The 24921-nt window shown below is 34.1% G+C and carries 20 protein-coding genes, 1 other RNA gene and 1 pseudogene; 2 read left to right on the top strand and 20 right to left on the bottom strand.

The window, feature by feature from the left end; all coding sequences use genetic code 11:
- Positions 1 to 15 precede the first annotated feature (15 nt).
- Positions 16 to 411, top strand: a transfer-messenger RNA (tmRNA) gene (gene ssrA / locus AC9UEH_RS02735).
- Positions 412 to 552: 141 nt separating this feature from the next.
- Here ssrA and AC9UEH_RS02730 read toward each other — a convergent pair.
- The 16 genes and pseudogenes from AC9UEH_RS02730 to AC9UEH_RS02655 form a co-directional block, all read right to left on the bottom strand.
- Positions 553 to 1542 carry a porin gene (locus AC9UEH_RS02730; protein ID WP_509528152.1) on the bottom strand — a complete coding sequence of 330 codons (990 nt, stop codon included), beginning with the start codon at positions 1540 to 1542 and terminating at the stop codon, positions 553 to 555.
- A gap of 138 nt (positions 1543 to 1680) precedes the next feature.
- Positions 1681 to 3006: an ammonium transporter gene (locus AC9UEH_RS02725; protein ID WP_509528150.1), complete on the bottom strand. Its 1326-nt coding sequence runs from the start codon at positions 3004 to 3006 to the stop codon at positions 1681 to 1683.
- Positions 3007 to 3240: 234 nt separating this feature from the next.
- Positions 3241 to 4515, bottom strand: a complete 1275-nt coding sequence (kynU, locus tag AC9UEH_RS02720; RefSeq protein ID WP_509528149.1) for a kynureninase — start codon at positions 4513 to 4515, stop codon at positions 3241 to 3243.
- A 137-nt stretch (positions 4516 to 4652) separates the two neighbouring features.
- Positions 4653 to 5702 carry a tRNA preQ1(34) S-adenosylmethionine ribosyltransferase-isomerase QueA gene (gene queA / locus AC9UEH_RS02715; RefSeq protein WP_509528148.1) on the bottom strand — a complete coding sequence of 350 codons (1050 nt, stop codon included), beginning with the start codon at positions 5700 to 5702 and terminating at the stop codon, positions 4653 to 4655.
- 188 nt (positions 5703 to 5890) lie between these two features.
- A complete protein-coding gene (aroA, locus tag AC9UEH_RS02710) occupies positions 5891 to 7162 on the bottom strand; it encodes a 3-phosphoshikimate 1-carboxyvinyltransferase (protein ID WP_509528147.1) in 1272 nt (423 codons plus the stop codon).
- Between the two features lie 45 nt (positions 7163 to 7207).
- Positions 7208 to 7534: a nucleotide pyrophosphohydrolase gene (locus AC9UEH_RS02705; protein WP_409207910.1), complete on the bottom strand. Its 327-nt coding sequence runs from the start codon at positions 7532 to 7534 to the stop codon at positions 7208 to 7210.
- Complete coding sequence (locus tag AC9UEH_RS02700; protein WP_509528146.1) at positions 7531 to 8352, bottom strand: BRO-N domain-containing protein; 822 nt, start codon at positions 8350 to 8352, stop codon at positions 7531 to 7533. Before AC9UEH_RS02700 ends, AC9UEH_RS02705 begins: the two co-directional genes overlap by 4 nt.
- A gap of 27 nt (positions 8353 to 8379) precedes the next feature.
- Positions 8380 to 8454 (bottom strand): annotated as a pseudogene (locus AC9UEH_RS02695) (pyrophosphatase); the annotation flags it as partial.
- Positions 8455 to 8489: 35 nt separating this feature from the next.
- The gene (locus AC9UEH_RS02690) at positions 8490 to 10481 is read right to left on the bottom strand and encodes a transglutaminase family protein (RefSeq protein ID WP_509528145.1); all 1992 of its coding nucleotides are present in this window, start codon (positions 10479 to 10481) and stop codon (positions 8490 to 8492) included.
- An 11-nt stretch (positions 10482 to 10492) separates the two neighbouring features.
- The gene (locus AC9UEH_RS02685) at positions 10493 to 12328 is read right to left on the bottom strand and encodes a DUF3858 domain-containing protein (RefSeq protein ID WP_509528144.1); all 1836 of its coding nucleotides are present in this window, start codon (positions 12326 to 12328) and stop codon (positions 10493 to 10495) included.
- A gap of 129 nt (positions 12329 to 12457) precedes the next feature.
- Positions 12458 to 12910 carry a D-aminoacyl-tRNA deacylase gene (gene dtd, locus AC9UEH_RS02680; RefSeq protein ID WP_509528143.1) on the bottom strand — a complete coding sequence of 151 codons (453 nt, stop codon included), beginning with the start codon at positions 12908 to 12910 and terminating at the stop codon, positions 12458 to 12460.
- 93 nt (positions 12911 to 13003) lie between these two features.
- Positions 13004 to 13984: a ribosome small subunit-dependent GTPase A gene (gene rsgA, locus AC9UEH_RS02675; protein WP_509528141.1), complete on the bottom strand. Its 981-nt coding sequence runs from the start codon at positions 13982 to 13984 to the stop codon at positions 13004 to 13006.
- Between the two features lie 108 nt (positions 13985 to 14092).
- On the bottom strand, positions 14093 to 15175 hold the full coding sequence (locus tag AC9UEH_RS02670; protein WP_509528140.1) for a chorismate mutase: 1083 nt from the start codon (positions 15173 to 15175) through the stop codon (positions 14093 to 14095).
- Positions 15176 to 15206: 31 nt separating this feature from the next.
- Positions 15207 to 16061 (bottom strand): prephenate dehydrogenase, encoded by an 855-nt coding sequence (locus AC9UEH_RS02665; protein ID WP_509528138.1) that lies wholly within the window; start codon positions 16059 to 16061, stop codon positions 15207 to 15209.
- A gap of 31 nt (positions 16062 to 16092) precedes the next feature.
- Entirely contained in the window at positions 16093 to 17235 is a 1143-nt protein-coding gene (locus AC9UEH_RS02660) for a pyridoxal phosphate-dependent aminotransferase (protein ID WP_509528177.1), read from the bottom strand.
- A 110-nt stretch (positions 17236 to 17345) separates the two neighbouring features.
- On the bottom strand, positions 17346 to 18191 hold the full coding sequence (locus AC9UEH_RS02655; protein WP_509528137.1) for a prephenate dehydratase: 846 nt from the start codon (positions 18189 to 18191) through the stop codon (positions 17346 to 17348).
- A 450-nt stretch (positions 18192 to 18641) separates the two neighbouring features.
- Here AC9UEH_RS02655 and gldA point away from each other — a divergent pair, with 450 nt between their 5' ends.
- Positions 18642 to 19538, top strand: coding sequence for a gliding motility-associated ABC transporter ATP-binding subunit GldA (gene gldA / locus AC9UEH_RS02650; RefSeq protein ID WP_509528135.1), 897 nt, complete (start codon positions 18642 to 18644; stop codon positions 19536 to 19538).
- Between the two features lie 62 nt (positions 19539 to 19600).
- Here gldA and metF read toward each other — a convergent pair whose 3' ends face one another.
- The 4 genes from metF to AC9UEH_RS02630 all read right to left on the bottom strand — a co-directional run bounded on the left by metF (position 19601) and on the right by AC9UEH_RS02630 (position 24888).
- Positions 19601 to 20557 carry a methylenetetrahydrofolate reductase [NAD(P)H] gene (gene metF / locus AC9UEH_RS02645; protein WP_509528133.1) on the bottom strand — a complete coding sequence of 319 codons (957 nt, stop codon included), beginning with the start codon at positions 20555 to 20557 and terminating at the stop codon, positions 19601 to 19603.
- Between the two features lie 170 nt (positions 20558 to 20727).
- The gene (gene metH / locus AC9UEH_RS02640) at positions 20728 to 23433 is read right to left on the bottom strand and encodes a methionine synthase (RefSeq protein WP_509528132.1); all 2706 of its coding nucleotides are present in this window, start codon (positions 23431 to 23433) and stop codon (positions 20728 to 20730) included.
- Entirely contained in the window at positions 23430 to 23786 is a 357-nt protein-coding gene (locus tag AC9UEH_RS02635) for a four helix bundle protein (RefSeq protein WP_509528131.1), read from the bottom strand. Before AC9UEH_RS02635 ends, metH begins: the two co-directional genes overlap by 4 nt.
- Before the next feature lie 70 nt (positions 23787 to 23856).
- Complete coding sequence (locus AC9UEH_RS02630; protein ID WP_509528129.1) at positions 23857 to 24888, bottom strand: homocysteine S-methyltransferase family protein; 1032 nt, start codon at positions 24886 to 24888, stop codon at positions 23857 to 23859.
- Positions 24889 to 24921 lie beyond the last annotated feature (33 nt).

Below are 24921 nucleotides of genomic sequence, written 5' to 3'. Positions count from 1 at the left end.
TTTGTAGTCTAATTTGGGGTCGACTGGTTTTGACAGCAAGTCGAATTGAGAAGTAAGCACGTCGAGAACTGGGACAATTCTCGCTAATAAAAGGTTTCAAAACACATACACGGCGAAGGAAACTACGCTCTTGCTGCATAATCTGAATTAAAGTAAGATTAGCCTCGTCCTACAAGGTAGGAAAGCAGGATTCACCACGAAAGCTTTGGTTTATAGCGGTCGATAAAGGTGAATCGTAAATTTAAACCTAGATTTCCATGAGCTTCGGGTGGATTTCGAAATTAAGAAGATACGTGTTGTGCGACTGTTTCTGGTCAAACACAACATCGAAAATTCAATCAGGAAATAAGCGTGTAGAAAGTTTTTTAGTTGCTTGTTTGGACCCGGGTTCGATTCCCGGCGATTCCACAAAAATAACCTCTTAAGCAATTAAGAGGTTGTTTTTTTGCTAATAATCGAGACATAATTAATTCTTTACTAATAAAAAAGACCCGACAAATCGGGTCTTTAAAAAACAAAAAATAGTGTTACTCATTATTGTGTGTTTTTAATCTAAAATCCATACACCATAGCAAATGAAATCTGTGAAGCTGATTTTGTAGCTACAGCACTTGAATTAACAAATATTTTATCAGAACCGCTATCCATTCTAAACTCAGGAATAAATGTTAAACCACCTGACTTTAAGTTAGCTGATATAGTGTAAGCTGTTACTAATACATCTGAAATTTTAGATTTAAAAGACTCCGCGCGTAAGCCTATTCCAAAAGTATTAGATATTGCATAAGATGGATATATTGCAAACCCTTTATATCCTGTTCCACTTAAAGTTCCTGAATAATCCGCTGCGTTAACTCCTAATTTAAATTTTTCGGAAATTTGATAGGCAGCTGTCAAATCAACAATAGTTCCGCTAGCAGACCCATGCAAGTAATTAACATAAGCTGTAAAACTTTTACTTGGAGTCAATGTTAACTGAGCCCCAGTAGCATTTAAACCCAATTTAGCATCTGCTTGGTACGTATTCCATTGATCGTTAAATAAACCTAACATTAAACCTACTTTGCTAGAGATGGAGTAATTCGCTTTGACTCCAGCATTTTGGAAAGGACCATTCGTAAATAAATAAGAAGTCGAATAATGAAAATTCGATAAAGGTGAAATTACTTCATACCCAATAAAGGTTCCCATATATCCTGCTGTTAAGCTTAATTTATCAGTAGAAGCATAAGTAACATATAAGTTTTGAATGTGAAACGATTGACCTGCAACGTCTGGAATAGACTGTCCTGCACCTCTAGGCCCAAAAGAAATTTCTCCAACAAAAGATGTTTTACCTGTTTTTTTCTTTAAAACTACATCTATCATACCTAATGAAACTGAGTTTTGATCTGTTGCAAAACTAGTAGGGATATTAGCGGTTTTGGCAAAATCATATTTGTAATAAAGATCGGCAGAACCTGATATTTCCAATGGAGAGTCTTGAGCAAAAGAGAATAAAGTGGTTAAAGCAGTAACTAAAATAATAATACTTTTTTTCATGTTTAATTGTTGTTAATTTTTATTAATTAATAAATTGATTGATAAATTGATTCTATTTCGGAACAAATTTTAAAAAAATGAATACGAACGCATACCGCAATAATCAGAAAATTTGTACCGAAACTAAAAACTATTTTTTTATAGAAACTCACCATGTTGAGAAATATCCAAACCAAGTTCTTCTTTTTCTTCACTGACTCTTAAAGGAGTAATTTTATTTACAATATAGAACAAGGCATAAGAAACAGTGAATGCAAATATAGAAACAATAACTAATGCTTTTAATTGAATTAAAAACAAAGTCGCATCGCCATAAATTAACCCTTGATTATCACCAACAATTGCATTTACAGATTTTGAAGCAAATACTCCTGTTAATAACATTCCCACCATTCCGCCTACGCCGTGGCACGCAAAAACATCTAAAGCATCATCAACTTTGCCTTTTGGGAATTTACTAACTACAACATTACTCACTATACTTGCAATAAATCCAATTGCTAAGGCAGAAGGAATTGTTACGAAACCAGCAGCAGGAGTAATAGCAACCAATCCTACTACGGCTCCAATACAAGCCCCCATTGCTGAAAGTTTGTGTCCAAGTATTTTGTCTAAAAATACCCAACCCATTGCAGCAGCAGCAGCAGCAACTGTTGTAGTTCCTAATGCTTGAGCAGCAAGACTACTAGCGCCAACAGCTGAACCTGCATTGAATCCGAACCAACCGAACCATAATAATCCTGTTCCTAATAATACATAAGTAATACGAGCAGGATTTGCTTTTTGTACTTTTCTTTTTCCTAAAAATATAGCTCCAGCTAATGCAGCCCAACCCGCACTCATGTGAACTACCGTTCCTCCAGCAAAATCTAAAACTCCCCATCCGAAGAATATTCCATCAGGATGCCAAGTCATGTGACAAAGTGGTGCGTAAACGAAAATTATAAATAAAACCATGAATAACAAATAAGCCCAGAATCGAACTCGTTCTGCGAAAGCTCCTGTTATTAAAGCTGGTGTGATAATTGCAAATTTTGCTTGGAATAAAGCAAATAGTATAAATGGAATTGTTGGTGCTAATTCCCAAGCAGAATTTGCACTTACTCCATTAAAGAACAAATTTGACGTTGGGTCCCCAATGAAACCACCAATTGTCGGTCCAAAACACAATCCAAATCCAACTACAACCCATAATACAGTTACGATTACCATCGCCATAAAGCTCTGTAATACTGTACTAATTACATTTTTTTTACCAACCATTCCACCATAAAAGAACCCTAATCCAGGAGTCATTAATAATACTAGTCCTGTAGCTACAAGCATCCAAGCGGTATCTCCAGTATCTAATTTAAGAGGCACAACATGCTCTCCTAAAACTGTACTTTCAGGAAATAAATAAATTGAAAAAATGGATAATACCAAAATCGTGATTAGAATCACACTTAAAATAATTTTTCTCATTGTTTTTTGATTTAAATTCGGAATAAAAGTAAAAAAATATTTTATACCCCCTAAAAAAATATCAAAAAATATATAATTTTTATCATATTACAATTTACACCCCATAAATTTTAGGGGTAAGTTAAAATATAAATTAAAAATTAAAAATTTGATAATGCCATTTTTGGAAAATGAGAAATAAAAAAACCTGTTCCTAAAAATGAACAGGTTTTGAAAAAGTGTTTTAAGATTAAATTATTTTAGAATTCCCTTTTTTAATATTTGACCAAAATTGTACATGTCTTCAAAAGAACAATATAAAGGAACGGGTGCTAAACGAATAACATTTGGCTCTCTCCAATCCGTGATTACGCCGCTATTCATCAAATAATCAAACAAGGGACGCCCTTCGCCGTGAAGAAACACAGAAAGTTGACAGCCTCGTTCTTCCTGATTTTTGGGAGTAATGATTTCGAATGAACCGTTTACTTCTTTGCTGATTTCTTGTAGAATGAACTCTAAATAGGACGTAATTTTATTCCTTTTATTAATCAACGCTTCCATTCCAATTTCATCGAACATTTCCACAGATGCTAAATAAGGAGCGAGTGATAGAATTGGTAAATTACTAATTTGCCATCCCTCAGCACCACGAACTGGGTCGAAAGTAGGTTCCATTTTGAAACGTCTTTCCTTATTATGTCCCCACCAACCTGCAAAACGAGATAAACTTGTATTGTTGTGGTGTTTCTCGTGAATAAAACAACCCGAAGCATTTCCAGGTCCTGAATTCATATATTTATAACTGCACCAAGCAGCAAAATCAACATTCCAATCATGTAAATTTAATTTTATGTTTCCTGCGGCGTGCGCCAAATCCCAACCCACGTAAGCTCCAGCTTTGTGCCCCGCTTCGGTGATGGTTTTCATATCAAAAACTTGACCCGTATAGTAATTTACTCCGCCAATTAATACCAAAGCCAATTCGTCACCGACTTCCTCAATTTTGGCTAAAATATCTTCAAGTCGGATATTATGTTCTCCTTCTCGACGTTGAATTTCAACAATGGCATCTTCAGAATTTAATCCGTGAAAATTAACTTGGCTTTGAATCATATATTGATCGCTTGGAAAAGCCTTGGCTTCGCAAAGAATCTTAAATCTTTTTGGTGTTGGTTTGTAGAAAGTCACCATCATCAAGTGAAGATTTACTGTCAATGTATTCATTACGGTAACTTCTGATGGAAGTGCGCCTACAATTTTACTTAACGGATTTGCAAAACGTTCGTGGTAATCCCACCAAGGTTTTTCGGCATAGAAATGACCTTCAACAGCGAGGTTTTCCCAATCGGTCATTACCTCATCTACATATTTTTTTGCTCTTTTTGAATGTAATCCAAGTGAATTTCCTGTGAAATAAATTACGTTTTTACCATTAACCTGTGGAAAACTAAACTCATTTCTGTAGGAACTAAGTTCGTCTTGTTTATCCAATTCTTGTGCAAATTCTTTGGTGTTTTGGAATGTCATTGTTAGTTTTTTAGTGGTGTAAAAATAGTGAAAATAATAGAAATTATAACAGTGAGTTTTAAAAATGGAAAATAAATAAACAAAAAAATCTCACCATTGCTGACGAGATTTTTGGTATAATTTGAACTGAATTGTAATTAGATAATTAGCATCGCATCACCGTAAGAATAAAATTTGTACTCTTCTTTGATGGCGATTTCGTAGGCTTCTTTCATTAAATCATGCCCACAAAATGCTGAAACCATCATCAATAATGTTGATTTTGGTGTGTGAAAATTGGTAATCATACACGTTGCAATACTGAAATCGTGGGGTGGAAAAAGGAATTTATTTGTCCAACCGTCAAATGTATTCAGGGTTCTTTGGGACGAAACAGCACTTTCAACAGCACGCATTGAAGTGGTTCCAACGGCACAAATACGCTGTTTTCTGATTTTAGCGTTGTTGACAATATCGCAGGCTTCTTGGTTGATTTTCAACTCTTCCGAATCCATTTTATGTTTTGATAAATCTTCTACTTCAACTGGATTAAACGTTCCTAAACCAACGTGCAAGGTTACTTCGGCAAATTGAATTCCTTTGATTTCTAATTTTTTCAACAAGTGTTTTGAGAAGTGTAATCCAGCAGTTGGAGCTGCAACAGCGCCTTCTTCTTTTGCGTAAATTGTTTGGTAACGCTCAGCATCTTCTGGAGTTACCTCTCTATTAATGTATTTTGGAATAGGCGTTTCTCCTAAATCTGTTAGTTTTTTTCTGAACTCATCGTAAGGTCCGTCGTAAAGAAAACGCAAGGTTCTTCCGCGAGAAGTGGTGTTGTCGATTACTTCTGCAACCAACAAATCGTCGTCGCCAAAATACAATTTGTTTCCAATTCTGATTTTACGAGCTGGATCTACCAAAACATCCCAAAGGCGTTGTTCGGCATTCAATTCTCTAAGTAAAAAAACCTCGATTCTTGCTCCAGTTTTTTCTTTATTTCCGAATAAACGGGCTGGAAAAACTTTGGTATTATTGATTACCATTACATCGCCATCATCAAAATAATCAATAACGTCCTTGAACATTTTGTGCTCAATAGTTTTCTTTTCACGGTTGATAACCATTAAACGAGCTTCGTCTCTGTTTTCTGCTGGGTATTCCGCAAGAAGTTCTTTCGGTAAATTGAATTGAAAATGGGATAATTTCATTTTAAGGAAGTTATAAGTTATGAATTATAAATTATGAATTTGCTGCTCGTAATTTAAAATCGAGTGCAAATATACGATTGTGAGATAGGCGTTGTCAAGTGTTTTGATGTTTATTTATCCTCACCCCAACCCTCTCCAAAGGAGAGGGAGAAGAAAAGCATCTTTTTAACCAATGAATTAGGGGTTTGTTACGAAATTTCGAATCCTAAATATTTTAAATCATTCCAAAAATCGGGGTAGGATTTAGAAACTACTTCAGCATTTTCTATATTAATATTTGTTTTCAATGCCAACGGAGCAAAAGCCATTGCCATTCTGTGGTCATTATAGGTTGCGATGGATTGGTTCGGATTAATAGTGTTTGAAGGTGCTAATGTCAAGCTTTCGTCGGTAACTGAAATTGAAGCTCCGAGTTTTGAAAGTTCTGTTTTCAAGGCTTCCAAACGGTCAGTTTCTTTGATTTTCAAGGTGTGTAATCCTGTCAAATGACATCCAAATCCTAATCCAAGGCACGTTACCACAATGGTTTGCGCAATATCGGGCGTGTTATTTAAATCAAGGTTTAAAGTTTGCTTCGCCTGTTCGCTATCGCTCGGGTCAAGTTTGAAATTGGGTTGTTTTACCAATTTCATTTTATTTCCATTGAAATGGGTTTCAATGCCCAGTTTTTTGTAAATTTCTACTAATGCGGAATCACCTTGCAAGCTGTTTTTCTTGTAACTTGAAAGCGTTATTTGTGAACCAACCTCTGAAAGTGCAATTATGGAATAGAAATAAGATGCGGAACTCCAATCGGATTCTACGGTTAGAGTTTTAAGTTTTTCGTCTTGATTCTTAGGTTTTACTATAATTACATTACCAATAAATGCCGTTTCAACTCCAATTTCTTCAAGCAAATTTAAGGTCATTTTGATATATGGAATGGACGTAATTTCGCCTATTAATGTCAATTCCAAGCCGTTTTGAAGTTTTGGTGCTATTAATAAAAGTGCGGAAATATATTGGCTGCTTACATTTGCTGGAAGCGAAACTTTGTTGTTTGTGAGTTTTTGACCTGTGATTTTTATTGGCGGAAAGCCCTCATTTTCAAGATAATCAATCTTGGCGCCAAGTTGTTTTAATGCTTCAACCAAAATTTTAATTGGACGTTCTTTCATTCTTGAAGAACCCGTTAAGGTCACAATTCTATTTTCTTGTGATGCAAAATAGGCAGTTAAAAAACGCATTGCTGTTCCTGCGTGGTGAATGTCTATTATTTGGTTGTTGATTGTTGATTGTTGGTTTTTGGTTGACAAGGCGCTACTCATTACCTCTGAATCGTCAGAATTGGAAGTGTTTTCTAAAGTAATATTTTGATACAATGCCTGTAACAATAACAACCGATTGGTCTCCGATTTAGAACCTGTGATTTTAATTTCAGCGTTAAGATATAATGCTTTAGATTTCAGTAGTAAATTCATATTTTATTTTTTCACGGAAACCCCAAAGGTACAAAGAGATTTAATTTATTTTAATTTTTCATTATTTTTGTGCCTGTCTTTGTCGCGAACAGATTTCAAATCCATTTTCTTATCAAAAGCGGCTTGCAAATCGATTCCTGTTTGATTGGCGAGACACAAAACCACAAAAACCACATCGGCAAGTTCTTCGCCAAGGTCTTTATTTTTATCTGATTCTTTTTCGGATTGTTCCCCATAACGACGAGCAATAATTCGGGCTACTTCCCCTACTTCTTCCGTCAGTTGCGCCATATTTGTAAGCTCGTTAAAGTAACGAACGCCGTGCTCTTTTATCCAATTGTCAACGTCGAGTTGGGAGTTTTTTAGGTTCATTCTTCATTATTTTTAGTATTTAATAGTTTTTTAGCGGATACAGGACTTACTATTTTCTTGCCTGTTTTGGCTTCAATTTCTTTTCTGGTGTTTCCCGCAATGGTTCCGCCTTGAATGGCAATTGTTTTACTTTGAGAAAAGGTTTTAGGTTTTTTTTCTTTGCTGATTTCAGTTGTTGTGGCTTCAGCAAGCATATTCAATACCAATTCCAAATTTGACATATTATCTCGAAGATTTTCTTTTTTTAAATCCTTAAGATTTTTATACTCTTTAACCGAAAGTCCGCTCCATGCCTTTGTGATTTCATCGGTTAAAATAGCATATTCTTGTCCTTTTTTCACACCACTATTTTCCCATTCATCGGTTAAATCTTTTCGGACTTCAATGCTTTTTAATCGCTGGTTTACCCATTCTTTGGAATACCCTTTTTTGAGATAGGTTTCCATTAATCTATCAATTCCTTTTTCGGGATCGGCAATTTCGTCCAATCGTTCACTTCCTACTTTGGCTAACCAAAGTTTGAATGGCTCTGCTTTTGGCGATGGGATGGATTGTACTATTCGGAAAATATCTTTTGAATTTCCAGCTAATGTTTTACGATTTTTACCATTTGACAACATAGTTACCTGGGGACAATTTGTCCCTATGTAGTTTCCTAATTCAATATCGCGCTTTCTGATTTTCTTTAAATAATCTGTAGGATTAATAGAATCCGTCAAAACCTGAATTACATCAACTACAGAAAAATACCATTCTTCTTCTTCTTCGTTCCAAAGCGACCTTACTTTTTTGTCTTCAAATAATTTTATATTGCTCATAATTTAGATTTTTAAAACCCCGCTTATAAGTTCGTTAAAGTAACGAACGCCGTGTTCTTTTATCCAATTGTCAACTTCGAGTTGTGAGTTTTTCAGGTTCATAGATTCTTGCAGTTTATTTAACTTAAGAGCGCAAGTTACAATTTCTTTAAAACAATTTTCTCACTGTGTCTATCAACTATTTCTTTGAAGAAATTTTTTAACACATCATAATAATCCGAACCAACAATTGCTTGATTAATGTCTAAAGTGTATACTATCTGAAATTGATTTCCATTGTTAGAAATTAGGTATTTAAAACTACCTATTCCGTCCATCATGGCTACTGACTTTGATTGCGGAATTGTTTCTACAGCATATCCCTCTGGAATAGTGAAACTTATATTGTATTTGTCCTGATGTGGGAAAATAAAATCAATTGGATATTCTCTCTTTTCTTGCGTGAAAATATTTTTGGTTTCTGCTAAAAAAAACATGGGAGAAAAGTACATTTTATCTCCTATTATTTCAACTGCATTGTTGTGTGTAAAGGAATAATTTTCGATAACCGGCTTTGATAAATCAGTTTTATTAAGCACTTCATATTCGCCAATTTCAATTCCTGGATATTTTTTTTCAAGCTGCTCCAAATAGCTTTCTTTATTGGTTGCATTATACCGTTCTCTATAAGCGTACGCATTATAATCCAAATAATTTTCTCTGACTTTTCCTGTCATTTTTCCGTCTTTTTCAATACTTGCTACCAAATTAATTACATCTTTAGAATTCCCTTTCGGCATTAAATCAACCTCTGCAGAGGTCCCGTTTTTTCGAATGATTCTTCCTACCCAATTCAAAGCATTAAATGGCAAAATATTGGGTAATGTATATTTATGTGTAGCATCTAAAAGTAGTAAGTTATTATTGCTTTCAACTCCTGCAACCACGTAATTAAAAGCAGTTCGAGTGGGGAAAACAGTAATTCCGTTTGAACGAGTGCTCAACAATACTGGACTAACATCTATTCCTGCATAGCGCAACATGGAAACAAGCATCAAATTTATTTCGGCAACATTTCCGGTTTTATCGTTATAGGCTTTTCTAACCCCTTCGTCACAATAGTAACTATTATCGTTATTCCAATTCATTCTTGATTTTACATAGGTAAATATAGCTGCTATTTTTTCATCAGAAGTTACCAATCCATTTAGAATAATATCAATATCCTTTTCAAAATATCCTGTTTTTTCAACTTCAGCCCCAAAATTATCTGCATTGTAAATCTTCTTTACAACCCCATCCCAATCGGAAGAAAAATTTTCATAGGTGCTTTGCGGCATTCTTTTTCCTGATAGTTCGTGAATTATTGAGGATGTGTAGTTGTCAATATTATTAACAAAGGCCTCGTCTTTCATAGCAGGGACATTCTCAGCCACATATTTGGTCTGAATTTCCGAATATTCTAATTTATCATAGCTAATTTCCCCTTTGTCCTTATTAGTAAATGTGATACTTCTACCTTTGCTATCTACCGTAGTTGTTATTAAAACATACCCTTTATTTCTAACGTTATAAATATAATACTCTGGTATACACGCTAAAAATTCCGAATAATTTACAGGAATATCTTTTTGAAAATACCACTCTGGCAAAGTTGAAAAATAGGGTGAACGGATTACAACTCTATATTCTAAAATGGAACCCACTTTTACATCCGGAAGTGTGATTTTTTTTCGAAACCAGTTTTTAGACTTGTTTTCCGTAAACTCCCCATCGCTTTTTAGTTTTGCTTTTTGAATTTTACCATCAACAAGGTTGTAGGTCATCGCTTTTGAAAAAGAAACTGTTTCAGCGGGTGATCCTCCAGTAAAATAACTGTAAGCTTGATTGGCATTGCTGTAACCTTCTTTTTTATAGATTTTTATTTTGGTGTCAATTTCTGTGATCATTCCAAAACCGTTAATATCTGAATATTCAAAAAAGGTTCTTCCCACTTGAAAAAGTACTGCCGCTACTGCCGAAGAATCTATTGGATGCATTTTTTCGTTTAATTCTTCTACTGTAACCTTTCCCAATTCAAGTTTTTTTTGGGAAAATCCAGCATAAACAGAGGTTAGAATTATTAGAATAAGTAGTTTGTGGTTTTTCATGGTTTTTTAATTTAAATTTTTGTTATTACAATTTTCGAGTTATCATTTCTTTTTATTTTTTCAATAAAAAGGCGGAATTCTTCATACTCTTCTTTTGGATAAAGTCCTTTTTTTAATAAAAAACTTCTTTTGTAGATAAGATTTACCACGTCTTTTTTGATAATTTCTGTTTTATAAATACCATACTTAGTGGTTAATTCAACATTGTCCGGTAGTGCTTCAATTGTAAAACCGTTTGGCAAAACAATATTAATTTCATCAGTATCCAAAAACCCTCTTTCAATTTCAAATGGATTGTGTCTGTTTCTGATTTTTTTTAGATTTCCTGAATATTGGTTATAAGCATTTACTATAAATAAAATTTTATTTCCTGAAATAGCCCCATAATTCTCAGCATTAATTTGAACATTTTCGATAAATACAATTTTTTCTTTATCATTTGAAAAAGAAGTTTTATTGATTTTTAAATTATTGATATTGTCCCAGTAGCTTTTGTAATGAGCTTCATTTTCAGTTGGAGGAAGTTTTTCTAAATAGTATTTTTTTCCATATTGAGTGCCTTCGGAAACAATTGACAAATTCCCATTAAAATCGCCTATTTCAGATATTGAATAATTTCCTTTACTAATTTGAGTATTGTCTTTTGCTTCATAATTTTTTGTTCGTATAATTTCCCCACCTTCCGGTTTTATAACTACAACATTTCTATCGTCTGTAAAATTTGCTTGGTATCCAAAGGGAGTGTCTTGACTTGTACATTCTAAAAAAACATACTCATTTTTATTAGGAACAGCTAATATTACATGATTTCCTTGAAGAGATGAAAAGTCAGATTCTATATCCGTTTTATCTGAATCGCCATATAATTCCGTATAATAAGATGGAACATCAACAGCACTCAGAAGTGCTCTTGTATAATTTGATAACGCTTTGCAATCGCCATAACTCAATCTGTCTACATCATTTGCAAGCATTGGTTTAAATCCGCCGATTCCAACTTGAACACTTATGTATCTTGATTTATTTTGAACATATTTATATACAATTTTAGCTTTTTTAATTGGATCTATTTCAGCACCAACAAGGTTTTTAATTTTAGAAATCGTTTCCTCAGGCAAGTTATTTGTACCTGAAAGGATCTTTTCAGAAAACCATTGCCCATATTCTTTCCAGTTTTTTGCAGTTCCATCAACGCCCTCAAGATTAAAGGATTCCAATCCCATGATGACTTTTGGATAAATATTTTGAAAATCGGGACTCATATCCTCTGGTTTTTGTGCTACAATATTCTCCACGGTATAGGATAACTGTGATGAAGTATCAACGGTTTTTTTAATCTGAAAATTCAAAAAATTAAATTCTTTCTTTTTGAATCCTAAATTACTTGGGTAATAAACATTTAGAATACTTTTTTCTACACTTGTAAAATAATTCGCAATTGGCATCCATTTTGGAATAGCTGCTGTATTTGATGTTTCTGAATCACATGTAAATTCTAAAGTAAAAGGATACGTTATAGGGGTATAATCTAAAAAAACTACTCTGTTATCTGAAAAAAGTGTAATTCCGTCAACTGCACTTTGATCTTTAAAATCTTTTCTTTTTATTTTATTTATTTCATTTCCAAAAGCATCATAAACAATGGCTTCGATGGTATTAATTGAGGATGTTTTGTCATAACCTGAAATGGCATTTATTGCTCCTAGTCCATTTTTATTTAATACCGTAACAATCCTTTTGATATTTACGGTCATATTTCTTTGAGAGGAAATGGTAATATCCAATTGAATTAAACGTACAACAGCATTGGCATTTGTCGTTAAACTATCAACTATTTTGGATGCCAAATATTGATTTTTTTGAGAATATAAAAATCCTGAAAGGAAAAAAAATAATATTACTAGTATTTTTGGTTTCAAAATAAGGCATGTAAAAGTTAATAATAACCAAATATAAACAAAAAATATACAATAGTTTTATTCTTTTTTCTTACTATCAATAATTATTGTAACCGGACCATTATTTTCAAGAGCTACTTTCATATAAGCACCAAATTTTCCTGTTTGGATTTTTTTTCCTAATTCCAATTCCATTTGTTGAACAAAATTCTCATATAAAGGAATGGCAATTTCAGGTTTAGATGCCTTTATATAGGACGGTCGATTTCCTTTTTTGGTATTGGCATGCAATGTAAATTGGCTTACTACAATAATATCGCCATCAACGTCTTTTACAGATAAATTCATAACGCCCTTTTCATCACCAAAAATCCGAAGGTTTACAATTTTTTGGCTAAGCCAATGAATGTCTTCTTGTGTGTCTGCATCTTCAATTCCAACTAAAACTAAAAGTCCGTTGTCAATTTGGGCTACTATTTTTTCTGAAATAGTTACCGATGCCGAAGAAACTCTTTGTAAAATTACTTTCAAATTAATTATGAATTATAAATTGAAAAATCTAAATACTGAATACTTTTGAAATTACAATAAAATGAAAAGTTTGAGACAACTGAACACTGAATACTATTTATTCCTCGTTTCATCACTTGCAATTCTGTCTTCATTATAAATATCCGTACGGAAATTTTCTTCGTCTCCTTCTAATATTTTAAGGTAACTTTTATAACGAGACCAGGGGATTTCATCTTTATCCAAGGCAGATTTTATAGCGCAATGTGGCTCGTCTTTGTGCAAACAATTATTAAATCGGCATTGATCTTTCAACTTAAAAAACTCTGGAAAATAACCGCTAATTTCTGCTGCATCCATATCTACAATCCCAAAACCTTTAATTCCTGGTGTGTCAATAATTCGGGCATCAAAACTCAAATCGTACATTTCTGCAAAAGTTGTTGTGTGTTGCCCTTGCTTACTTTGTTCGGAAATAACCTTAGTTTTTAAATGCAAATTAGGCTCCATCGCATTTACCAATGTTGATTTTCCAACGCCAGAATGCCCCGAAAACATACTTACTTTTCCAATCATAAGTTCTTTCAATGCCTCAATTCCTTTCATTTCTGTAGATGAAACTCGCAAACATTGATAGCCAATTTCTTGGTAAATATGCTGCATATACAATTGTTCGTCTAAAGTAGCTTCATCAAAAGTATCTATTTTATTAAAAATCAAAACGGTTTCAATTCCGTATGCTTCGGCAGTTACCAAAAAACGATCAATGAAATTAGTCGTTGTAGGTGGATTATTTATTGTAATTAATAGAAAAACCCTATCAATATTAGAGGCAATAATATGCATTTGATGTGACAAATTCACTGATTTCCGAACGATATAATTCTTTCTATCGTGAATGTTATGAATCGTACCTGTTACTGTATCGGAAGATTCTTCGAGCTCATAATCTACCCAATCACCCACTGCTATTGGGTTGGTGCTTTTAATTCCTTTGATTCGGAATTTCCCTTTCATACGGCATTCTATAAAATCACCTTGTTCCGATTTTACAGTGTACCAACTTCCAGTAGATTTATAAACGAGTCCTGTCATTTGGCAAAGATAAAGTTTATTCGGAGAATCATTTATTATTATTTTTAAAAGTAAAGACCAACTAAATTAATAATTGGTCTTTGCTTTATTATTTATGTAATTGAGATTCTAGCTGTTTATTATTTTCTCTTGGTGACCAATACTTTCCTGGTGAATTGCCTTGAACAATCTCAAGATAAATTCTTCGCTCAATCCTTTTTCTTCGCCATCAAGGACCATTTTTCCAAGGATTTCATTCCATCTTTTATTTTGTAAAACAGCCACATTTTTAGATTTTTTCAACGCGCCAATTTGTTCTGCAACTTTCATTCTATTGCCCAATAATTCTAATAATTTAGCATCCGCAATATCAATATTTGCTCTCAACTTAATCATTTCGGTATTGTAATCGTCTTCTTCTATAGTAACTTTCCTAATTCGTAAATCATTAAAAATTTGTTTCAAAGCTGTTGGAGTAACTTGTTGTGCTGCATCACTCCACGCATTGTCTGGATCAATATGTGTTTCGATAATCAATCCGTCATAGTTCAAATCTAATGCTTGCTGCGACACTTCTTGAATCATATCACGACGTCCTGTAATGTGCGAAGGATCGCAAATTAAAGGCAAATCTGGGAAACGACTTTGCAATTCAATTGCAATTTGCCATTCGGGAATATTTCTGTATTTCGTTTTTTCATACGTAGAAAAACCTCTGTGAATTAGTCCCAATTTTTTGATTCCTGCATTATATAAACGCTCCACGCCACCAATCCACAAAGCCAAATCAGGATTTACAGGGTTTTTTACCAATACGATTTTGTCTGTATTTTGTAAAGCATCAGCAATTTCTTGAACGGCAAACGGATTAACGGTCGTTCTTGCACCAATCCACAAAACATCAATATCGTGTTCCAAAGCCAACTTTACGTGAGCTGCATTTGCAACTTCTGTCGCCATCAACAATCCCGTTTCTGCCTTTGCTTTTTGAAGCCATTTCAATCCTATTGCACCAACACCTTCAAATCCACCTGGACGCGTTCTTGGTTTCCAAATTCCTGCTCTGTAAATACTAACGTCCGAATTTTTTAATTCGTGTGCAATTTTCAAAACTTGTTCTTCTGTTTCTGCACTACAAGGTCCTGCAATCACTAACGGATGTGTCAAATTGAATTCATCTAACCACGTTCTCATTTCTTTCTTGTTCTCCATTTTAATCTATTTTTGCTTAATCTATTATTTATTATTGCTTGTTGAAATTATTTAAAATCTCTTTTATTTTATTCACACTTTGCATTTCATCATAAACAGCTTCATAATTATCGCTTTCTAATAATTCTTTAAATTTCGATAAATTAGAAATATATTCCCCCAATGTTTTAACCACGTGTTTCTTATTCTGTTTGAATATTGGCGTCCACATTGCCGGTGAACTTTTGGCTAATCGAACCGTGCTTTCAAATCCACTTCCCGCCATATCAAAAATATCTCGCTCGTCTTTTTCCTTTTCAATTACTGTTTTACCCAACATAAATGCACTTATATGAGACAAATGAGAAACATAGGCAATGTGTTTATCATGGGATTTTGCATCCATATATCGAATTCGCATTCCCAATTTGTCAAATAATTCTAATGCTTTTTGCTGCAATTTAAATGTTGTTTTTTCAACCTCACAAATAATATTTGTTTTGCCTTGAAACAATCCTGAAATCGCTGCGGTTGGTCCCGAAAATTCTGTTCCCGCAATAGGATGTGTTGCCATAAAATTTCTCCTTTTTGAATGATTCAAAATTGATTCGCAAATAGGAAATTTTGTAGAACCCACATCAAAAACCAATGCGTCTTCATTTATCACATCTAAAATACTTGGCAAAATTACTAAAGCAATATCAACTGGCACTGCAAGAATCACAAAATCGGCATCAACCAAATCAGAAATCGATGCTTTTTTATCGATACTATTCAAATTTAAAGCTTCTTCTATATAATTTTCATTGGTATCAATCCCAAAAACGGTCACATTATCATAATTAGCTTTTATGTCCAACGCCATCGAACCACCAATTAATCCAACTCCTATTATATATACATTCATCTTTTCTACCTAAATTTAATCAAATTGATTTCTAAAATCTCGAAATTGCCTCTTGTATTTTTTCTTCTTTAACACAAAGTGAAAACCGAATATAACCTTCTCCATTACTTCCAAATATGGTTCCAGGTGTAATAAAAATATCTTTTTCATATAATATTTTATCTACAAAATCTTCTGCTGAGACTATTCCAACTGGTAATTTTGCCCAAACAAATAATCCTACCGAATTTTCATCATACGTACAACCTAATTTTTTCGCCAATTCAAAGGTGAGATTTCTTCGTTTTTGATAAATTAGATTTTGTGCATCAAACCAAGACTTATCTAATTTCAACGCTTCGATTGCTCCTTTTTGAATGCCATAAAACATACCGCTGTCCATATTGCTTTTCACTTTTAGAACGGCATCGATAAATTCAGATTTTCCAGAAACCATTCCCACTCGCCAACCTGCCATATTGAATGTTTTGGATAGCGAATTCAATTCTAAAGCCACTTCTTTTGCTCCGTCAACTTGCAAAATTGAAATTGGATTTCCATTTAATACAAAACTATAGGGATTGTCATTAATTACTAAAATATTATGTTTTTTGGCGACAGCAACTATTTTTCTTAACAAATTCAAGCTTCCAGTTGCGCCCGTTGGCATGTGCGGATAACCAATCCACATTATTTTTACTTTGGACAAATCCTGTTGTTCTAATTTTTCAAAATCAGGTTCCCAATTATTATTTTCAATTAAATCATAAAAAACAGGTGTTGCACCTACTAATTTTGTTACAGAAGTATAGGTTGGATACCCAGGATTTGGAATTAAAACGACATCGCCTTCATTCAAAAAAGCCAATGATATGTGCATAATTCCCTCTTTTGAACCCATTAAAGGTAAAATTTCAGAATTAGAATTCAATTCAACTTGGAAGTTGTTTTTATAAAAATCAGCCATTCCATTTCTCAATTCCGGAAGCCCTTGATAACTCTGATATTGATGCGCATTTTCATCGGTCACGGCATTTTGAATTGCTTCAATAACACTTTTAGAAGGTGCCATATCTGGACTGCCAATTCCCATATTGATAATCGGTTTTCCTTCAGAAATGAGTTGTCGAACTTCTCTCAATTTTGATGAGAAATAATATTCTTCAACTATGGCGATACGTTTTGCAAGCCCCACCCCAGCCCTCCCCGAAGGAGAGGGAGCCGAAGAAGAAATCGTGCTATTTTTTAAATTTTCCAATTTATTTATTGTTATTTATGCTAAAAATATAACTATTTGCTGCTCTACTAATTCCCTGTTATAGGGCTTGGCTTTGTGTTTTTATATTCTCCTAAAACTTTGAAATATTCCGCCATAATTTCCAATAAAGATTTTGCTTTGGAATAATCATCATAATCATCAAAAGTTACATCCACAAAGAAGGAATATTTCCACGGCGTTTCAATTTTTGGCAACGACTGAATTTTCGTTAAACTCAATTTACAATCACTCATTACGTTCAAAACCGCCGCTAAACTTCCCCGTTTGTGATCCAATTCAAATTTCAAAGAGGCTTTGTTTATTTCCTGTTTTGGAACAAATGAATTCTCTTTATTTAGAATAACAAAACGAGTCATGTTATTATTAATGGTTTGAATTTCTGGAACTAAAATTTCTAAATCATACATGTTTGAAGCGGTTTTACTTGCAATTGCTGCAATTCCCATCAATTGATTTTGATGAATTCTTCTGGCAGTTTCAGCGGTATCTTTATCCTCGACAACTTTAATATTCGGGAGTTTTTTTAAAAATTCCATACATTGTAATAATGCCATTGGATGCGAATGTACTTCTGAAATATCCTCTACTTTTTGTCCTTTCAACGCCATAAAATTTTGATGAATATCCATGTAATATTCACCAATCACATGTAAATTATTCTTGTCAATCAACGCATAATTTGGAATAATTGAACCCGCAATTGAATTCTCAATTGCCATAACCGCTTGATTCGATTTCCCTGACAAAAGGCTATCCACCAATTCTTCAAATGACATGCATTCCTCAATGGCAACGTCTTGGTGGTAATATTCCAATGCCACTTGATGGTGAAACGAACCTTTTATTCCTTGTATTGCAACTTTTTGTATCATATATAATCAAAAAAAAATCCTGATTTTCATCAGGATTGTATAGCTTTTATTTGTTTTTTTATTTGTTTCAAACAACCACAGCACAATCCTTACTTCTATTAAAGAAGAAATAATAAGAATGCGTAAAATTGAAATTATTGTTCATTTTTGTCCATTAATGTTTAGCAAATTTATAGATTAAATTTGTTTAAACACTATAAAAAATTTAATTTTTTAAATTAAAAGGAATTTCTCAAATTGAACTAACTAAATTTATCAAATTATCGTTAAAAGCTATTGAAATTGAGATTTATTCATGTTTAACCAATTGTGCTTCAATTGAATAAATTTGAAGTTTGGTTTGCCTTTTGAAAATATTTAAAATCCCAATTAAAAGTGCTTCCCATTTTGCAATCTACATTATAGTAAAAACAGAATTTTTCTCCTTACTTTTGTTCAAAATCAAATAGTATGTCAATTGAAGTTGTAAATATTTCCAAAAGTTACGGTACCCAAAAAGCGTTGGATGCAGTTTCTTTCTCTGTAAATAAAGGAGAAATCGTGGGGTTTTTAGGCCCAAATGGAGCTGGAAAATCAACTTTAATGAAAATATTAACAACGTACATTAGTGCCGATGAAGGTACTGCAGTTGTGAATGGTTTTGATGTAATTTCAAATCAAAAAGCGGTTCAGTTGTCAGTTGGTTATTTGCCAGAGCACAATCCTTTGTATTTGGATTTGTATGTTCGAGAGTATTTGGCTTTTAATGCCGATGTATATAAGGTTGCGAAATCCAGAATTAACGATGTTATTGAATTGACAGGTTTATTATCAGAAAGCCATAAAAAAATAGGACAATTATCAAAAGGGTATCGTCAACGTGTGGGTTTGGCGAATGCATTATTACATAATCCAGACGTTTTAATTTTGGATGAACCTACCACAGGATTGGATCCAAATCAATTGGTAGAAATCAGAAATGTGATTAAAAATGTTGGAAAAGACAAAACTGTTTTCCTTTCTACGCATATTATGCAAGAGGTTGAGGCCATTTGTGATCGAGTAATTATTATCAATAATGGTAAAATTGTAACTGATAAAAAATTAGACAAATTAATTTCTGCCGATAAAGAACAAGTTATTGAAGTAGAATTTGATTATAAAATTGAAGAAGAGGCAATTGCAAAAATACCTCATTTGAAATCCTATAAAAATACCCATGATATGATTTGGGAACTAACCTTTGAGTCCGAAACCGATATGCGACCAACGGTTTTTGATTTTGCCAATGCCCATGGTTTGAGAACCTTACAACTCAATCAGAAAAATAAAAATCTGGAAGCTGTTTTTAGGGAGATTACGAAGTAGTTGAGTGGTTGTGACGAAAAAAATGCCTGAAAGGTTTTAAAAACCTGTCAGGTCTGAATTACTTAAAATACCTTACTCGCTATTTGTTTAATATTTTCAGATTTACCCATAGAATAATAATGCAAAACTGGAACTCCCGCTTGTTTTAATTCTAAAGATTGCTGAATTGCCCATTCAACACCAACAATTTTAACTTCGGCAGATGATTTGCATTTTTCGATGGCACTAATCAAATCTTCAGGTAAATCTACTCGGAAAACTTGTGGCAAAAGTTGCATGTGTTTTTTTACGGCAATTGGTTTAATACCAGGAATAATAGGAATTGTAATTCCCATTGCTCTTGCTTTATCAACAAACTCGAAGTATTTTGAATTGTCGAAAAACATCTGAGTAACAACATAATCTGCCCCAGCATCTACTTTTTCCTTAAGTCTTCTTAAATCCGATTGCAATGAAGGTGATTCCAAATGTTTTTCAGGATAACCTGCAACTCCGATACAAAAATCTGATTTATTATCCACGTCTAATAAATCGTGTAAATATTTACCATCATTTAAGAGTTTAATTTGTTTCACCAAATCAATCGCATGGTCATTTCCACCACTTTTTGGGATAAAATATTTTTCATCTTTCATTGCATCGCCACGCAAAGCCATCACATTATCAATTCCTAAATAATGACAATCTACCAATAGATACTCCGTTTCTTCCTTAGTAAAACCACCGCAAAGCACGTGTGGAATGGTATCCACATTGTATTTATGTTTTATGGATGCGCATATTCCCAATGTTCCGGGACGCATTCTTGTGAGTTTTTTATCCAATAATCCATTTCCTTTATCGATATAAACAAACTCTTCGCGAGAAGTTGTTACATCAATAAATGGTGGTTTAAACTCCATTAATGGGTCAATATTATCGTATAATTCTTGTATGCTTTTCCCCTTTTGTGGCGGGATAATTTCAAAAGAAAATAATGTAGTTCCTTTTGCGTCTTCGATATGTTGTGTTACTTTCATAGCCCCCTAACCCCCGAAGGGGGAATTGCAGTTGCGCCTAATACAGAAGACACAACTTGGTTAATAATTATATAATTTTTCAAAATTCTTTATGTTTAATTAAGTTAACATTTTGCCCAACCCCAATTTATTTATAAAGATTGGAGTTCCCCCTTCGGGGGTTAGGGGGCTTACTCTGCTATGTTTGGATTCAACCATTTATTGGCAACTTCCGTTGGTATGCTTCTGCGTTTTGCGTAATCAATTACTTGGTCTTCTTTTATTTTCCCAAGCCCAAAATACTTACTTTCTGGGTTTCCAAAATAATATCCTGAAACCGATGACGCAGGCCACATTGCCATACTTTCAGTTAATTTTACTCCAATTTCTTGTTCTACATTTAATAATTTCCAAATCGTTGGCTTTTCTAAATGGTCTGGACATGCTGGATACCCTGGCGCTGGACGAATTCCTTTGTAGCTTTCGCCAATTAATTCTTCAGTAGTTAAAACCTCATCAGTTGCATAACCCCAAATTTCTTTACGTACTTTTTCGTGTAAATATTCGGCGAATGCTTCCGCAAATCGGTCTGCCAAAGCTTTCACCATAATCGAATTGTAGTCGTCTAAATTCTTCTCAAATTCAGTTGCCCATTCGTCAACACCAAAACCAGTGGTTACACAAAATGCACCCATATAATCAGTTTTCCCACTGTCTTTAGGTGCAATAAAATCGGCTAAAGCTATGTTTGGTGCGCCTGCCGTTTTTTGAGATTGCTGACGCAAAGTTAAAAATGTTGCTGGTTGTTGGTTGTTGGTTGGTTGAACCAAAATATCATCATCGTTAACTTGATTCGCTGGAAATATTCCATAAATTCCTTTAGCAGTTAATTTCTTTTCTTTGATAATTACTTTCAACATTTCTTGAGCATCAGCAAAAACTGAAGTTGCTTGTTCGCCAACCACTTCATCTGTTAAAATCGCTGGATATTTTCCAAACAATTCCCAAGTTCTAAAAAATGGTGTCCAATCGATATACTGAACTAAAACATCCAAATCAACTTCTATGGTTTTTGAACCAATAAAATTTGGTTTTACAGGTGTGAAATTATCCCAATCTAATTTTAATTTATTGGCACGAGCCTGTTCAATTGTCAAGAAATTTTTGTCGCGACTTCGGTTCAAATATCCTTCACGCAATTCGTCATATTCTAATCGAATATCAGTTGTGTATTTTAATTTTGTTTCGGTATTCAATAAATTTCCCGCAACTGTTACCGCTCTCGAAGCGTCATTCACGTGAACTACAGTGCTGTTATATTGTGGCGCAATTTTCACTGCGGTATGTGCACGAGAAGTGGTTGCGCCACCAATCATTATTGGAATTTTAATATTTAACCTTTCTAATTCTTTAGCCAAATAAACCATTTCATCTAATGAAGGCGTGATTAATCCACTTAAACCAATAACATCGACATTATGTTCAATAGCTGCTGCAATAATTTTTTCGGGTGCAACCATTACACCTAAATCAATGATTTCATAGTTATTACAAGCCAAAACCACGGAAACAATATTTTTCCCAATATCATGGACATCACCTTTTACGGTTGCCATCAAAATGCGGCCAGCCCCTTGTTTGTCACCAACCTGTTTGCTCGCTTCAATAAATGGAAGTAAATAAGCCACGGCTTTTTTCATAACTCGTGCCGATTTAACTACTTGTGGCAAAAACATTTTTCCACTCCCAAATAAATCACCTACAACATTCATTCCTGTCATCAAATTAATCTCGATAACTTCGATTGGTTTTGAAGCTGCAAGTCTTGCTTCTTCTATGTCTAATTCTATAAATTCATCAATTCCTCTTACCAAAGAATGCGTTAATCGTTCTTGGATTTTACCAGAACGCCATTCTTGGATTGCCTTTTCATTTACTTTAAAATCGCCTTTTACATTTTCAGCGAAGTCTAATAATCGTTCGGTTGCATCGTCCCTTCTGTTTAATAAAACATCTTCAACGTGTTCCAATAAATCTTTTGGGATTTCATCATATATAGATAACATCTCGGGATTTACAATTCCCATTGTCATTCCGTTTTGGATAGCGTGATACAAAAATGCGGAATGCATTGCTTCTCGCACCGTATCATTTCCTCTAAAAGAGAACGAAACGTTACTCACGCCACCGCTTACATGGGCGTGTGGAAGATTTTCTTTAATCCATTTTGTGGCTCGAAAGAAATCTAAAGCATTCAATTTATGTTCGTCCATTCCTGTGGCAACTGGGAAAATATTAGGATCGAAAATAATATCTTGAGCCGGAAAACCAACTACGTCAACTAAAATATCGTACGAGCGTTTGCAAATTTCGATTCGTCGTTCGTAATTATCGGCTTGTCCTTTTTCATCAAATGCCATAATGATTACAGCCGCTCCGTATCGTTTTACTAATTTGGCATGATGAATAAATTGTTCTTCCCCTTCTTTTAGAGAAATTGAATTCACCACACTTTTTCCTTGAGCCACTTTCAAACCGGCTTCGATAATTTCCCATTTTGAACTGTCAATCATCAAAGGAACACGAGAAATATCCGGTTCGGAAGCAATTAAATTTAGGAAAGTGGTCATTGCATAAACGCCATCAAGCATTCCTTCATCCATATTAATATCGATGATTTGTGCGCCACCTTCTACTTGGTCACGAGCCACAGCAAGTGCTTCGGCGTATTTTTCCTCTTTTATAAGACGCAAAAATTTTCGGGAACCGGTTACATTAGTTCGTTCACCAACGTTTACGAAGTTGGTTTCTGGAGTCACTATTAGTGGTTCAAGTCCTGATAACTTTAAATAGTTGTTGGTTGTTGGTTGTTGGTTGTTGGCCGTATCTATAATCATAACAACTTTTTATAATAATTTATAAATCCATTTAATAGTTTTTTACAAGATTGCATCTGGTTAAAAACAATATTAAAATTATTCTCGTCAATATATTTTTGGTCAAGAGCTACATAACATTGTGTTTCTAATTCATATAATGAGCCTCTTGATATGTGCAAAAAATTAATTGTATCTTTTGAAGTTTGTCTTCCGCAACCTTCCGCAATATTGGAAGGAATTGAAACCGAACATCTTCTCATTTGATTTGTCAATCCGTAAATCTCTTCTTTTGGAAAAACTTTAGATAAATCGTAAATTAAATTTGTCAATTTTCTTGCTTCAATCCAAACTTCAAGTTTATTGTATTCCATATTTATTGTTGATTTTTGTAAATTGATAAATTAATTTTTATTGGATGGATTTCCCAAGAACCATCAACTATCAACCGACAACTTTTCTTGGTTTATAATCCTTCGCCACTTCAGCAATTAATCGAATGTGGTCTGGATTTGTTCCGCAACATCCTCCAATAATATTGATTAAATTTTCGTCTAAATATTCTTTGATTTGCGCTTGCATTTCTTTGGGCGTTTCGTCGTATTGCCCGAAAGCGTTTGGCAATCCTGCATTAGGATGTGCCGAAATATTGAAAGATGTATTGTGTGCCAATTGTTTCAAATACGGTTTCAGTTGGTGTGCTCCCAAAGCACAATTGAAACCTACGCTCAACAATGGAATATGTGAAATTGAAATTAAAAAAGCTTCTACGGTTTGCCCGGAAAGTGTTCTTCCAGAAGCATCGGTAATGGTTCCAGAAACCATAATTGGAATGTCGATTTTGCGTTCGTCTTTGACTTCTTCTATGGCGAAAAGTGCTGCTTTGGCATTTAGAGTATCGAAAATGGTTTCCACTAAAAGCAAATCTACGCCACCATCAATAAGGGCTTCGACTTGTTGTTTATAAGCAATTCGTAAATCGTCGAATGATACGGCTCTGAAGCCTGGGTCGTTTACATCGGGCGACATGCTTGCGGTTCTGTTTGTTGGCCCTATTGAACCCGCAACAAAACGGGGTTTTTCAGGATTTTTTGCTGTGAATTCATGGGCTACTTCGCGTGCAATTTTGGCAGATTCAAAGTTAAGTTCGTAAACAATGTCTTCGAGATGATAATCTGCCATTCCTATTGTTGTTCCTGAGAAGGTGTTAGTTTCTACAATATCGGCACCTGCTTCTAAATATTGTGCGTGAATATCTCGAATTGCATTTGGTTGTGTTAACGAAAGTAAATCGTTGTTTCCTTTTAGGGAATAGGGAAAAGTTGCGAAACGCTCACCTCGGAAATCTTCTTCCGAGAAATTATAGCGTTGCAACATGGTTCCCATTGCTCCGTCGAGAATAAGAATTCGTTTATTGATTGCCCCCCAAACCCCCGAAGGGGGAGTTGATTCTGAGTGTTTTGAAATATTTGACATATTTTATTACTTATAAATCACGCTATTTATGGT

Origin of the sequence: Flavobacterium sp., assembly GCF_040402835.1 — a bacterium.
Taxonomy (GTDB): domain Bacteria; phylum Bacteroidota; class Bacteroidia; order Flavobacteriales; family Flavobacteriaceae; genus Flavobacterium.
Note: the sequence above shows the minus strand (reverse complement) of the source record. Positions and strands in the feature narration are given on the sequence as shown.

What these genes read in the sequence shown, in the direction of transcription:
- AC9UEH_RS02630 (WP_509528129.1), bottom strand. Translation starts at nt 24,888, where the DNA reads ATGTCAAATATTTCAAAACACTCAGAATCAACTCCCCCTTCGGGGGTT.
- AC9UEH_RS02655 (WP_509528137.1), bottom strand. Translation starts at nt 18,191, where the DNA reads ATGATACAAAAAGTTGCAATACAAGGAATAAAAGGTTCGTTTCACCAT.
- AC9UEH_RS02700 (WP_509528146.1), bottom strand. Translation starts at nt 8,352, where the DNA reads ATGAGCAATATAAAATTATTTGAAGACAAAAAAGTAAGGTCGCTTTGG.
- AC9UEH_RS02670 (WP_509528140.1), bottom strand. Translation starts at nt 15,175, where the DNA reads ATGGAGAACAAGAAAGAAATGAGAACGTGGTTAGATGAATTCAATTTG.
- gldA (WP_509528135.1), top strand. Translation starts at nt 18,642, where the DNA reads ATGTCAATTGAAGTTGTAAATATTTCCAAAAGTTACGGTACCCAAAAA.
- metH (WP_509528132.1), bottom strand. Translation starts at nt 23,433, where the DNA reads ATGATTATAGATACGGCCAACAACCAACAACCAACAACCAACAACTAT.
- aroA (WP_509528147.1), bottom strand. Translation starts at nt 7,162, where the DNA reads ATGAATTTACTACTGAAATCTAAAGCATTATATCTTAACGCTGAAATT.
- rsgA (WP_509528141.1), bottom strand. Translation starts at nt 13,984, where the DNA reads ATGACAGGACTCGTTTATAAATCTACTGGAAGTTGGTACACTGTAAAA.
- AC9UEH_RS02665 (WP_509528138.1), bottom strand. Translation starts at nt 16,061, where the DNA reads ATGAATGTATATATAATAGGAGTTGGATTAATTGGTGGTTCGATGGCG.
- metF (WP_509528133.1), bottom strand. Translation starts at nt 20,557, where the DNA reads ATGAAAGTAACACAACATATCGAAGACGCAAAAGGAACTACATTATTT.
- kynU (WP_509528149.1), bottom strand. Translation starts at nt 4,515, where the DNA reads ATGACATTCCAAAACACCAAAGAATTTGCACAAGAATTGGATAAACAA.
- AC9UEH_RS02725 (WP_509528150.1), bottom strand. Translation starts at nt 3,006, where the DNA reads ATGAGAAAAATTATTTTAAGTGTGATTCTAATCACGATTTTGGTATTA.
- AC9UEH_RS02705 (WP_409207910.1), bottom strand. Translation starts at nt 7,534, where the DNA reads ATGAACCTAAAAAACTCCCAACTCGACGTTGACAATTGGATAAAAGAG.
- AC9UEH_RS02730 (WP_509528152.1), bottom strand. Translation starts at nt 1,542, where the DNA reads ATGAAAAAAAGTATTATTATTTTAGTTACTGCTTTAACCACTTTATTC.
- AC9UEH_RS02635 (WP_509528131.1), bottom strand. Translation starts at nt 23,786, where the DNA reads ATGGAATACAATAAACTTGAAGTTTGGATTGAAGCAAGAAAATTGACA.
- queA (WP_509528148.1), bottom strand. Translation starts at nt 5,702, where the DNA reads ATGAAATTATCCCATTTTCAATTCAATTTACCGAAAGAACTTCTTGCG.
- AC9UEH_RS02690 (WP_509528145.1), bottom strand. Translation starts at nt 10,481, where the DNA reads ATGAAAAACCACAAACTACTTATTCTAATAATTCTAACCTCTGTTTAT.